Below are 12,752 nucleotides of genomic sequence, written 5' to 3'. Positions count from 1 at the left end.
CGGATCAAACTATGTGCTTGTCCATTTGCAAAAAGAGTTTTAAGCCTTCCCTCATCAGGTGATTTTGATGGTTCGGCCTTCCTCATGACTTTGCACTGCATATTCGATCATACGAATGACGTCGCGGGCTTCTTCCGGCTGGACAGGCAAAGATCCGCCCTTAAGTATCGATTCGGCCAGTCTTTGATAGAAAGCCTGATAACGTCCCGGGAGCGTCTCAATCTCACCTTGGACCGCCAGTCCGCTCAGCTCGGTAGCAAGCTCCCCATACAGATCCGGCTGATCTTCACCCCAGCCCGCATCTCCTGGATACATACCCTGCTTGAGCTGGCCTTCCTGGGGATCCGTTCCGTATTTCAAGAAGCTTCCCTTATCTCCGTGAAGCTCGAATCTTGGTCCGGCTTGTCTTACCAGCGATCCGGAATGCAGAATAACGCGGAACGTTGTGTATCCGAGGACCAGGTGAAAATAATCATAAGTCTTGGCCCCTTGGCGTTCTACGTTCAAATCCGCCCATAGCGTGTTCGGTAGACCGAACAGGAACAAGGCCTGATCAATTAAATGAGAACCCAGATCATATAGAATTCCCGAACCGGGGACCTCCTGCTCCCTCCAATCCTTAGATTTCACCTCGGGACAATAACGGCTGAGCTGCGACTGATAAATAGATAGCTTGCCGAGAGCGCCCGTCTCCAGCAAATTGCGGACGGTTAGAAAGTCATTGTCCCAGCGGCGGTTATGGTACACCGTGAGCAAGACTCCCTTCTGCCTGGCCAGATCAATGAGCTGATCGGCCTCAGCAGACGTCACCGCAAACGGCTTCTCGACGACCACATGCTTTCCTGCTTCAATCCCCAACCGGGTATACTCATAATGCGTTTCGTTCGGGCTCGTAATGATGACTACATCAATCTCCGCTGACAGGAGTTCTTCCACGCTGCCTGCAACCGCTACATCTGGCAAATCCTTGCGAACTTTATCAGGATCTGATGAAACAACCGTGTGCACATTGTAATCCGGCACACTCCTCAGAATCGGCGCATGGAATACGGACCCGGACAGCCCGTAGCCGATAATCCCCGCTTGTATTGCCATAATATAAGCCTCCTCCCATCATTCTTCTGCTTGATTCTATACGCATAGCTTGGATTCCTTGCATTCCTTGCAACATCTTAACATTCCGCAAATATTTTACAACAGAAACAGGCGAAGCCGCCTGCACATACCGGTGTGCAGACGGCTTCGTATCATTCTTGCTCGGCAGATGGCGAACTCTTTAGTGGGCTGATTTAATATGGATCCGCCTCATGACCCATCTGCTCAGCGTCCGCGACAGCTCGTTCACGGGCGGTCGCATCCGAATTCCGCTTCGCTTGCTCCAACCCTTCCCTTACCCGGCGTCCATAATCTTCGTCCGCATTGGTAAAGTACTCCACCATTTTGTCCTGAATGCGAATGTCGCATTGAATCAGCGCACCCACCAGATTGTTAATCAAGTCATTACGCTCCCAATCTTCAAAAGCCCGGTACGTATCTCCTGCTTGCTTGAAATCCAGCGTACGCTCCAGCTTCTGCCGGACAAGATTGGCATCATAATGGGGCTGATGCGGCTTCGCAGTCTGCGAGGCTTCCACTAGACCGTCTGTCATGGAAGGCTCATAATCCACATGCGGGCTTTGCCCTGGCGCCTTATCTACGTAGTAAGACATTTGGCCGCCGCGCTGGTTTGTAGCAACGCGCTTCTTTGGCGCATTGATTGGCAGCTGCAGATAATTAGTGCCTACCCGATGCCGCTGGGTATCCGAGTAAGAGAACGTACGGCCCTGGAGCATTTTGTCATCCGAGAAATCGAGTCCGTCCACCAGTACCCCCGTACCGAAGGCCGCTTGCTCCACTTCGTTATAGTAGTTCTCCGGGTTACGGTTCAGCACCATTTTGCCCACCTTCAGGAAAGGGAATTGATCTGTCGGCCACAGCTTGGTTGCATCCAGCGGATCGAATTCCAGCTCCGGATGCTCTTCATCGCTCATAATCTGAACGCATAGCTCCCATTCCGGATAATCCCCCCGCTCGATGGCCTCATATAGATCCTGTGTTGCATGGCTGTCATTTGTGGCCTGGATCTTGCTTGCTTCTTCCTGTGTGAGGTTCTTGATGCCTTGCTTAATCGGCTCCCAATGATATTTGATCAGCACGCTGTTGCCTTCTGCATTCACCCATTTGTATGTATTGACACCGGAGCCCTGCATTTGGCGGTAGTTAGCCGGAATTCCCCAAGGGGAGAAAACAAACGTGATCATATGCGTCGCTTCCGGAGAACGGGAGACGAAGTCGAACATGCCGACAGGACCCGGAACGTTCGATACCGGATCAGGCTTGAACGCATGAACCATATCCGGAAATTTAAGCGGATCGCGGATAAAGAATATTTTCAGATTATTTCCGACCAGATCCCAGTTCCCTTCCTCCGTGTAGAACTTAACGGCAAATCCGCGCGGGTCCCGCAGCGTTTCAGGCGAGCCGGAGCCATGGATGACAGTGGAGAACCTTACAAACACGGGAGTGCGCTTTCCTTCAACCTGAAACAACTTGGCCCGGGTATACTTCGCTACAGGCTCATCTCCTACTTTTCCGTATGTCTCGAAATAACCGTGCGCTCCCGCTCCCCGTGCATGCACCACACGCTCCGGGATGCGTTCCCGGTCAAAATGCGTAATCTTCTCAAGATAATGATAGTTCTCCAGGGTCATTGGCCCCCGGCTGCCTACCGTTCTCACATTCTGATTATCCGATATCGGATGCCCTTGACGGTTGGTCAGCGTATCCTCCCGTTCGCTCTCGCCCCGGTTCTGAGCATAGCCTTCCCGCTCTTGGTTTACTCCGTTATTTCCCTCATGTTCTTGGCCACTCACGATTGTCATTCCTCCTTGGATATTGGCTTATAATCGATCCTCTTACTATGGATATTATGTCCAAGGAATGAAAATGTATGAAATGCCCATTATTATGAAACAAACCTATTCATCTTCGCCAAGCAGCGAACGCGTGAAGCTGATCCATTCTCTAACGGCAAAGGACAAATAGCGGTCCTTCCTCCAGATCATCCCGAGCTGCCAGGGGATCGCGGGATTATCCAGCGGCAGTATCGTCACGCGTGATGAATCGATTTCCTTGCAAATCGTCTCCGGGAGCAATGCAATACCCAGATTGGCAGCCACCATGCCGCTAATGAGATCCCACTGCGAGCTTTCATAGACCACCCTCGGCTCGAAGCCTGCACTGATGCACTCGCGGATGATTCGGTCATGCAGCGTAAAATCCTCCCGAAACAGCACAAACGCTTCATCGGCAAGCTCATTCAGGTGCACATGCTCTCGATCAGCCAATCGGTGGGACGGATGCACAAGCAGGTTCAGCTTCTCTTTCAGGAAGGAATAGTAATGGAATACGTCTTCGTTGACCGGCAGCACAGCCACCCCGATGTCGGTCTTCCCGCTTTCCACATCTGCCTCCACTTTCTTGGCACCATCCTCAAACAGTTGAATGGTAATCTTCGGATAATCCCGGTGAAACTGCCCGATCACTTCCGGGAAAAAGCTGGAGCCTACCATCGGGGGAAGCCCAATGCGAAGATGACCCCGCTTCAGATTCATCAAATCTTCCAGTTCTGCGGACACCCGCTGAAAGGAATCTACCATCTGCTGAGCCTGTTGATACATAATCTTGCCTGCATCGGTCAGCTCGATCCGCTTGCCCTGCCTGTGGAACAAGGTAACGCCCCACTCCTCTTCCATATTGCGGATCGTTTTGCTGATCGTTGGCTGTGTAATATACAATCTCTCGGCTGCTTTGGTAAAACTCTGGTTCCTCGCTACCTCCAGAAAATACTCCAAATGCCGTATATCCATCCGATATCCTCCGTTCTTCGCCATCCATAGACAAATGGAATGCATGTTATTCGATATATGCATTTTACCTATGAAAATAATCGTTGTAAAATTTCATAAGAATGAAAAACGAAGGAGGCCGGTCATGATCAACATGATAAAAGGAACGCTCCAAGTGGCCGGTTTCATGCTGCTATCTCTAGGGATGGACAGAATGGCGAAATGGCTGGATTGGGGGATTCCCGGCAGCATACTTGGCATTGTCGTTGTATTTATACTTCTCGAAACGAAAATCCTTCGACTGGAATGGATTGAGCTGGGCGCCAACTGGCTGCTCGCCGAATTGCTATTATTCTTCATACCTGCTGCGGTAGGAATCATGAAATATTTCCCGATGCTAGAGGCGGACGGGCTCCAGATTCTCTTCGTCGTTGTGTTTAGTACAATTATTGTGATGGTGAGTTCCGGGCTAACTGCCGGCTTCATTTCTTCCAGAAAGGAGCGTAAAACACCATGAATATTCTGCTGAATGTGATTCTCGGCCTGATGCTGACCATCGGGATATACGCGGGAGCCAAACGGCTGTACCGCCGTCTCCCGAAAGTCTATTTATCGCCGCTTCTCATCACTCCCGTTCTCATTGTGATTATACTGACACAAACAGGGGTATCTTATGAAACATACAACGGAGGCGCACAGTGGATCAGCAAGCTGCTTGGGCCTGCTACGATTGCCTTTGCCGTACCGTTGTACAAGAACTTTCGGACCCTTAAGAAGCATGCGGCCGAAATTATGCTCAGCGTGCTGACCGGGTCGGTGCTGGCCATGTTATCCTCTGCTTATCTTGCAAAATGGATGCATCTGAACAGCTCCCTGGCTACCAGTCTTGTACCGCGCTCCATTACAACACCCATCGCCATGAATGTCTCCGAAGTGATTGGAGGCGTGCCGAATATGACTGCTGTCTTTGTCATTATGACCGGCATTCTGGGCTCCATGATTGGACCTGCTGTCATGCGTATTTTCCGGATACGAGGCGATATCGCAAGAGGCGTCCTGTTTGGAACCAGCGCTCACGGAACGGGCACTTCAAAAGCATTTGAATTTAGCTCTCTATCCGGTACCATCTCCAGCATTTCGATGATCGTGGCAGCTCTATTCACCCTCGGAACCGCACCGCTCATCATGGCTCTTTTTTACTAATATTTTCCCGATGTTATCAAAACCGGCCGCAGCCGGTTTTTTCGCTGTCTCATCCCCGTTGTTAGATGAATCTTTCCAACTTACTTTAACTCTTTGACAACCTTCTCCGAAGAGGTCATAATAAATTCTGTTCATTGATTGTGTAAAAATAGGGTATAGAGAAAGTAAATCAGCAGCAGCAGCGTATAACGCTATCGATTCTCAAAAAACCGAATAGCCGCTAAGCCCTGAAGCCAGGAATATGCGGCATGGAAAGGAAGGCGATACCGGTGTTCTCCACCTCTCGGTTTCGGTTAACGATCACGAAGCCATTCATATTTTTCTCTGTCATTATGCTGCTTAAAAGTTACTTGGCCTGGAGTGTCATCTTTGATGATGTCATGCCTTGGAAACCGCTTATCACAGAAATTCCTTTCATTTGGCTTGTGTTCAGCTTAATTGAGTGGTTCGCTTCCAAGCGAAAGCTCACGGTTTATATGATTGTTAATTTATTGCTGACCGCCATATTCTTTGCAGCTATTATGTATTATAAGTATTACGGCGTCATTGTTACGTATCATGCGTTAGAGCAGGTCAACCAGGTAACCGCGGTAAGCAACAGTGTCTTCTCCTTGATGGATCCGTACTATCTGCTCATCTTCACGGATATCATCATGTTGTTTGTCTTGCTGTGGCGCAGTGATCGCGTAAAAAAATGGAAGATTCATCACACCAAAAAGGAAAAGCGCAAGATCATTCCTATCGTGTTTGTCGTTTCCTTAATGCTGTGTCTGTTTCAGATCATGCCAAACCGCGCCAGCATGAACGAGATTGTGAAGGCGCAGGAAATGGGGATACTTAACTACGAGGCTTATACGATTTTCCAGCAGGAAAATACACAACTGGTGGATGCAAAAACCATCACCCAGGATAAAGTGAACGAGTTGAAAGGCTTGAAGGCTTCTGATACGGAACCCCTCCTCTCGGGTGTAGCGCAAGGGAAGAACCTTATCATTATCCAGATGGAATCGTTCCAGAATTTCTTACTCGGTCTGAACATTGACGGTACAGAAATCACACCGAACCTGAATAAACTGGCCAAGGAGAGCATGTACTTCCCGAACTTCTACCAGAATGTGGGCCAGGGCAATACATCGGATGCGGAGTTTGTTGTGAATACTTCCTTCTACATTCCACCACGCGGGGCGGCAACTCAGCATTATGCAGACCGGGTTCTGCCAAGCCTTCCAAGATTGCTGCAGGGAGCAGGCTATGATACGGCCACCTTCCATACTAATGTCGTGGAGTTTTGGAATCGCGGGGAGCTGTACAAAGCGCTCGGTTTCAACCGGTATTATGACAAAGCATTCTTCGGTGAGGATGATAGGCTGTTCTTCGGCGCTTCGGATGATACGCTTTATTCCAAAACAGCCGCCGAGCTGAAGAAAATGAACGATGCCGGTAAACCATTCTACACCCAGGTCATATCCATGTCGGCTCACCATCCGTTTACGATTCCTCAGGAAAAGTATCGGATGACGCTGCCTGATCGATATGAGGGGACCTTTGTTGGCGACTACATCCGCTCGCAGAATTATGCCGATGATGCGCTTGGTAAATTCATTGAGCAGTTGAAGCAAGACGGCGTATGGGATAACAGCCTGGTAGTTCTCTACGGCGATCACCTCGGACTTCCGATTTATTCCTTGGACAGCAAGGATAAAGAGCTGATGCACGAAATCTATGGACGTGATTATACTTCTGCGGATATGATCAATATCCCGCTGATAATCCACGGTGAAGGCGTTCAGCCGGAAGTAAATGAACAAGTCGGCGGGCAGGTCGACCTCTTGCCAACCGTAGGCAATCTGCTTGGTGTGTCGATGGATAAGCAACTCCATTTCGGGCAGGATCTGTTGAACCATACCAACAATAGTTTGCTGCCGGAACGATATTATCTTCCTTCAGGCACGTTCATCAACGATACAACCCTGTATATTCCGGGGATTGGCTATGAGGATGGAACCAAGCATCCGCTTCCGAACTCAGACGAGAAGAAGACTCAGGCTTCCAAGGATGAATTCGAACGCGCGCTGCAGCTGCTCCATCTGTCCGACAGTTATATTAGGCAGCAGCCTTTCCATAAATAATCTGCTTGTTAACAAGGCAGCTCTCCTTAATCTGAGGGGAGCTGCCTTGTTTTTATATTTTTATAAACCGCCAACAATCCCTTGATATACAAGGCTTCCTATCGATAAATCTGGCTGCCATTTGACATAGTGGCTTACTTTTTCTTATGATTAAGTACAATATACCTTGTTTTGAACACCGCGTTCGTGGTGAAATTACGTACAACTACTCTCATATTCATACACTGAACATTAAGCCATATATATTCTAGAGCAAATCGATTACGAATGTAGGAGTGACGATCCAACCTTGGACCCCACACGAAGGATAAACAGAATTATATGTTTGGCACTAGGCTTTCTGCTGATTGCTTCCGTTTCGCAGATCCCCATGACTGATCTCAGCGATTCCGCTGCGGCCTCGGGATTGGAAGCATCTGAAGGCATTCTTCCTGCGTCATCGCCGGTTCCCAAAAGCCCGGAACCCGTACGCTTAATGCTGGAAGCGAAGCACAATGTGTCTCTGCTGTCCTCGCAAAACGTTACAAGCTGCACGGATACCGATATGTTTCTTCTCCTCAAGCACATGAAGCTAGAACCTTTGAAGTTCCGGTCGAATTATGTTGATCACCATGCATAGTAAGCGTTGGTTATTTAAAGACTAATTCAGATCAGATAAAAAAAGGATGTGTTTTGTTTGGACGACAGTATAGGCTTGAATTTGTTCTTAGTCGCAGTACTTATCGCAGCAACCGCTTTTTTCGTTATGACCGAATTTGCTATCATAAGACTTCGTCCCAGCCGAGTAGACCAATTAGTAATGGAAGGACGCAAAGGCGCCCTTGCCGTAAAAAAGGTAACTACCAATCTCGATGGCTACTTGTCGGCGTGTCAGCTGGGTATTACCATTACAGCGCTGGGACTTGGCTGGCTCGGGGAACCTACCATTGAGAAAATTTTTCACCCGGTGTTTGATAGCCTGGCCATACCTGCAGCGATAGCTTCACTAATCTCATTCTTGCTTGCCTTTATCATCATGACTTATATTCATGTCGTTATCGGAGAACTTGCTCCGAAGACGATTGCTATTAATAAAGCCGAAGCTGTCTCGTTCTTCTGCGCGACGCCCATTATCTGGTTCAACCGGATCATGTACCCGTTCATCTGGCTGTTGAACGGCTCGGCCAACAAAATCGTTCGTCTATTCGGCATGCACCCTGCCAGCGAACATGATGAGGCTCACTCTGAGGAAGAACTTCGCATGATTCTGAGTGACAGTTACGAGAGCGGGAAAATTAATCAGGCTGAATACGGTTATGTAAGCCGAATTTTTGCTTTTGATGATATGCTTGCCAAAGAAATTATGGTCCCGCGTACCGATATGATCTGTCTGTATATTGACAAGCCGCTGGCAGTGAACCTGCAGATTATCAAGCGTGAGCAGTATACCCGTTTTCCGGTTGTACGCGGGGATAAGGACCAGATCGTCGGCATGGTGAATACCAAACAGTTCTTCTTGGAGTTCGATGACAATTCCCATATCGACTTGTCCAAGCTGATTCATCCGGCCGTGACGGTATCCGAAGCGATTCCGATTAAAAAGTTGCTGCGCAAAATGCAGCAGGAAGGAACGCATATGGCTATCCTCATCGACGAATATGGCGGTACCTCCGGCATGATTACGATTGAGGATATTCTGGAGGAGATTGTCGGCGAAATTCGCGACGAATTCGACGAGGATGAAGAGCGCGAGCTGACCCAGCCTGAGCCAAACCGCATCATTGCTGACGGTAAGGTTCCGATTAATCGAATCAATGATCTCCTTCATACCGATCTCAGCACAGATGATCTGGATACAATTGGAGGCTGGCTGTACGGAAACAACTCGGAGCTCTCCAAAGGCGACACGTATACCTATCAGGACCTGACGTTTACCGTTATTGAGAAGAAGACTCACCGTTATACGAAGCTGCAAATCGTTAAAGAAACGAAGGAAAGCGCAGCCGAAGAGGCCGCTGCCCTGACAGCAGCTGCCGAGAATAACGAGTAGATACAATAAACCGCCCTGCACTCCTTATCGGGAATGCAGGGCGGTTTTTTTTCGTAGAAGAGTTATCCGGTTATGATGAACAAAGATAAGTATATATTTAAATTCTGTTTTCAATGGCAAACCAATGGACCTCATTATGAGTCTATATAATAATAGGCAGTCTCCTATAAACTGGATATCTCTGCCAAAGTATCGGTAGACAAGGAGGTTATCATAATCATCAGAATAAGAAGGATATCGCTATTTGTGCTCATGAGTGTCTTGGTAGCCGCATCGTTCATATGGAATGGCGAACAAGCTGCTGCCAAAACTGCCGGGGGATATACCGTAGAAGCAAACGGCTCTCACCTGACGGACGTCTATATTCACGAAGGTAAGACTTACGTTCCACTTAAGTCTTTAGCCTTGGCGTTGGGTTATGAGGTCTCCTATTCCCTGCAGGAGGAGTTCGACAACTTTCATCACTATGACCTGAATTCCGCAAGCAGTCCCCTGGTATCGATATGGGGCAATGCCAATTGGGGATACACGATTGTTCGGCGGGCGGCGCAGGAGATGAGCGTGAATGACGTTAATATTTACACACCGTCCAGGCTGTGTCCGCCTGAATCGGACAATTGCAGCCTCGATGAGAGCAAATATGAAGGGCCCTTCCTCTTCAAAAACACCCTCTACGTGCCTGTGCGGGATATGGCCAAAGCCTTTAATTTGAAGCTGACCATCACATTGACACAGGAAGGACGCCTCCTTCAGCTGTCTCCGCGCTGACAAAGCTTCTCACCTATAGCTTGGGTTCCTAACATAATTAAACTAAACCAGGCTGAGTCATAGACTCAGCCTGGCTTCCATTTGAATCAAGCGTATCCACCAGCCTGTTCATTCCAGCCCTCTCATCTCGATATCAGCTACGGACGTAATTTTCGATATATCAAATGCTCTGAAGGTAGCGATGCTGCTCTTCTCCTTCATGACATCAATATCCTGCCGGGCCTTCTTTACGTTACCCGGCGTCTTCAGGTCTGCAGCATAATAATCAATCGTAAGATCCGTCTCCCCCGGTACCGTGAGCGAAGGCAAGCGCTGGATTAGCTCCAGTACGCGTTCCTTCTCCTGGGTCATATTATCGGCCGTCAGATCGGCGAATACGATTAAACTTATATTTTGGCTGACATCTCCGCTGTCGCTGGCAAGCTGGCTATAATCACGCACAACCGTGTCGCTGTTGGTATAAACATAAGCGCGTCCAAACGCCTGATCCGGATAAAGCTCATTCAGCAGAGGTTTTAATCGCTCCTTCAGCTGCTGTCCCCAGAGCAGACTCAGATACGTATCATTTGATATGACGGGAGGGCTGGCATCATTGCTCTTAAGCGTAAACTCCAGCTCAGGCGTCTGTTCCGGATGGGCTTTCAGTTGGTATGAACCGATGGCCCATGTATAGTCTACATCCGTCACCTTAAAGGGCTCATTGTACTTTTGCTCTAGATAAGACTCGGCTGCCGTCTGCACCACCTGTTTCTCCGCAGCCGTCTTCATGAACGGGGCCGAGCCATAAGTGTACCCCGCATAAATGGAGCCAGCGAACAGGGCGACTCCGATAATCGTCCGCAGGGCAATCTTCCAGGGGGAGGAAAGTTGGCGCCGCCGTTTCTCGTCAAACCTCGGTTTCCTGGGTGATCTGTAACTCAAGTAAATAACCGGTATAATCAGCCCGATCAGATGAATTCCAATTACGAGCGGCCCGATAATGACGCCCAAATATCCCAATGTCATGAAAAAAACAAACAATGCCGCTCCCTGGAGCGCCATAAGCAGCGTGCCGCCTATCAGCATGCCAGGTGTTCCGATATAAAACATCCCGAGCCCCGTGCAGATCAGTGAGAGCAGCGTGGCCAGCCATTGATGCTTTCTCAAGTTATCATCCTTCCTCGTTATTCGATAGTCCCAAACCAAAGCCCACTTCACCATAGTGAAATGGGCTCCTTGGGTTTAACAAAAGACCCGTTACGTTATCCAAGCTCCAAATATCTATGCTACTCCTTCGGATGAATCATGTCTTCTGGACGAACGATCCGGTCAAAATCCTCTCCGCTCAGCAGACCACTTGCCAAAGCCGCTTCGCGAAGCGTTGTCCCTTCCTGATGCGCCTTCTTCGCGATCGCCGCGGCATTCTCATAACCGATATGCGGATTCAGGGCCGTCACCAGCATCAGTGAACGCTCCATGTTCGCCCGAATGACCTCCAGGTTGGCCTCAATGCCGACAGCACAATGCTGATCGAAGGAATCCATAGCATCCGACAACAGGCGTACCGACTGCAAGAAGTTATAGATGATGACCGGCTTGAAGACATTCAGTTCAAAATTGCCCTGACTTGCCGCAAAACCGATCGTAGCATCGTTGCCCATCACTTGGCAGACCACCATCGTGAGCGCCTCGCTCTGGGTTGGATTTACTTTTCCCGGCATGATGGAGCTGCCCGGTTCATTGGCAGGGATCGTGAGCTCGCCTATGCCTGAACGCGGGCCGCTAGCGAGCCAGCGAACGTCATTGGCGATCTTCATCAGGTCGGCAGCCAGTGCCTTCAGCGCGCCATGCGCAAATACGATCTCATCATGGCTGGTCAGCGAATGGAATTTGTTGCTCGCGGATGTGTAGCTTTTTCCCATCTGCATGCTAATTTCCGCTGCCGCCATCTCTCCGAACTTCGGATGTGCGTTTATCCCCGTTCCCACAGCGGTACCGCCGATCGCCAGCTCGCGCAGCGGTTCCACGGCAGAAGCCAGCATGAGTTCACACTTCTCGAGCATCCGGTGCCAGCCGCTAATTTCCTGTCCCAGTGTCAGCGGTGTAGCATCCTGAAGATGCGTACGGCCAATTTTGATCAGGTCCTTGTATTCATCGCTTTTCTTCTCCAGTGTTTTCTTCAAACGGCGCAGGGCGGGCAGCACATGGTCTTCCACGGCCACGACCGCAGCCATATGCATCGCTGTCGGAAATGTATCGTTAGAGCTTTGGGATTTATTTACGTCATCGTTGGGATGAACGCGCAGGGCGATGTCCTTCTGCTCGAGCAGCTGATTCGCCCGGTTTGCAATGACTTCGTTAACGTTCATATTGGACTGCGTACCGCTGCCGGTCTGCCAAACCACGAGCGGAAAGTGATCATCCCACTTGCCGGCCACAATCTCGTCGGCAGCGGTCGTAATCGCATCTGCCTTGTCTGCATCCAGTTTACCGAGCTTGTTATTAACAATAGCCGCACTCTTCTTCAAAATCGCAAATGCCCGGATGATTTCCTTCGGCATTGTCTCGGTACCAATCCGAAAATTCTCGGAGCTGCGCTGTGTTTGCGCTGCCCAAAGCTTATCTGCAGGCACTTTGATTTCACCCAGGGTATCCTTCTCAATACGATAATCCATCCCAACTTCCTCCTTTGACTTCCTTGAATGTGGCTATACATTAAACGAGAGTTCTTCTGTCAGCGAAGCCACTCGATCATTC

The 12,752-nt window shown here is 49.4% G+C and carries 11 protein-coding genes; 6 read left to right on the top strand and 5 right to left on the bottom strand.

The annotated features are described in order from the left end of the window. Positions 1–54: 54 nt before the first annotated feature. From AM231_RS26465 to cidR, 3 genes are all read right to left on the bottom strand, one after another. Positions 55–1,095, bottom strand: coding sequence for an oxidoreductase (locus AM231_RS26465; protein WP_053491059.1), 1,041 nt, complete (start codon positions 1,093–1,095; stop codon positions 55–57). Positions 1,096–1,289: 194 nt separating this feature from the next. Then, positions 1,290–2,912: a catalase gene (locus AM231_RS26460; RefSeq protein ID WP_054405319.1), complete on the bottom strand. Its 1,623-nt coding sequence runs from the start codon at positions 2,910–2,912 to the stop codon at positions 1,290–1,292. 105 nt (positions 2,913–3,017) lie between these two features. Continuing rightward, the gene (gene cidR / locus AM231_RS26455; RefSeq protein WP_082341811.1) at positions 3,018–3,908 is read right to left on the bottom strand and encodes a cidABC operon transcriptional activator CidR; all 891 of its coding nucleotides are present in this window, start codon (positions 3,906–3,908) and stop codon (positions 3,018–3,020) included. A gap of 124 nt (positions 3,909–4,032) precedes the next feature. Here cidR and AM231_RS26450 point away from each other — a divergent pair, with 124 nt between their 5' ends. From AM231_RS26450 to AM231_RS26425, 6 genes are all read left to right on the top strand, one after another. Next, complete coding sequence (locus AM231_RS26450; RefSeq protein WP_054405318.1) at positions 4,033–4,404, top strand: CidA/LrgA family protein; 372 nt, start codon at positions 4,033–4,035, stop codon at positions 4,402–4,404. Continuing rightward, a complete protein-coding gene (locus tag AM231_RS26445; RefSeq protein WP_054405317.1) occupies positions 4,401–5,090 on the top strand; it encodes a CidB/LrgB family autolysis modulator in 690 nt (229 codons plus the stop codon). Before AM231_RS26450 ends, AM231_RS26445 begins: the two co-directional genes overlap by 4 nt. 269 nt (positions 5,091–5,359) lie before the next feature. Continuing rightward, positions 5,360–7,219: an LTA synthase family protein gene (locus AM231_RS26440; protein ID WP_054405526.1), complete on the top strand. Its 1,860-nt coding sequence runs from the start codon at positions 5,360–5,362 to the stop codon at positions 7,217–7,219. A gap of 325 nt (positions 7,220–7,544) precedes the next feature. Continuing rightward, positions 7,545–7,838: a hypothetical protein gene (locus tag AM231_RS26435; protein WP_242615315.1), complete on the top strand. Its 294-nt coding sequence runs from the start codon at positions 7,545–7,547 to the stop codon at positions 7,836–7,838. 57 nt (positions 7,839–7,895) lie between these two features. Next, positions 7,896–9,248: a hemolysin family protein gene (locus AM231_RS26430; RefSeq protein ID WP_054405316.1), complete on the top strand. Its 1,353-nt coding sequence runs from the start codon at positions 7,896–7,898 to the stop codon at positions 9,246–9,248. Positions 9,249–9,500: 252 nt separating this feature from the next. Further along, positions 9,501–10,016 carry a copper amine oxidase N-terminal domain-containing protein gene (locus AM231_RS26425; RefSeq protein ID WP_242615314.1) on the top strand — a complete coding sequence of 172 codons (516 nt, stop codon included), beginning with the start codon at positions 9,501–9,503 and terminating at the stop codon, positions 10,014–10,016. Positions 10,017–10,124: 108 nt separating this feature from the next. On the opposite strand, the gene AM231_RS26420 is transcribed toward AM231_RS26425, so the two are convergent. Next, positions 10,125–11,162 (bottom strand): hypothetical protein, encoded by a 1,038-nt coding sequence (locus tag AM231_RS26420; RefSeq protein ID WP_054405525.1) that lies wholly within the window; start codon positions 11,160–11,162, stop codon positions 10,125–10,127. A gap of 119 nt (positions 11,163–11,281) precedes the next feature. Next, the gene (fumC, locus tag AM231_RS26415; protein ID WP_053491050.1) at positions 11,282–12,670 is read right to left on the bottom strand and encodes a class II fumarate hydratase; all 1,389 of its coding nucleotides are present in this window, start codon (positions 12,668–12,670) and stop codon (positions 11,282–11,284) included. Between the last annotated feature and the right edge of the window lie 82 nt (positions 12,671–12,752).

Source organism: Paenibacillus solani (assembly GCF_001277345.1).
GTDB classification, from domain to species: domain Bacteria; phylum Bacillota; class Bacilli; order Paenibacillales; family Paenibacillaceae; genus Paenibacillus_AQ; species Paenibacillus_AQ solani.
The sequence above is the reverse complement of the archived record's forward strand: the minus strand, read 5'-3'. Positions and strand labels throughout refer to the sequence as shown.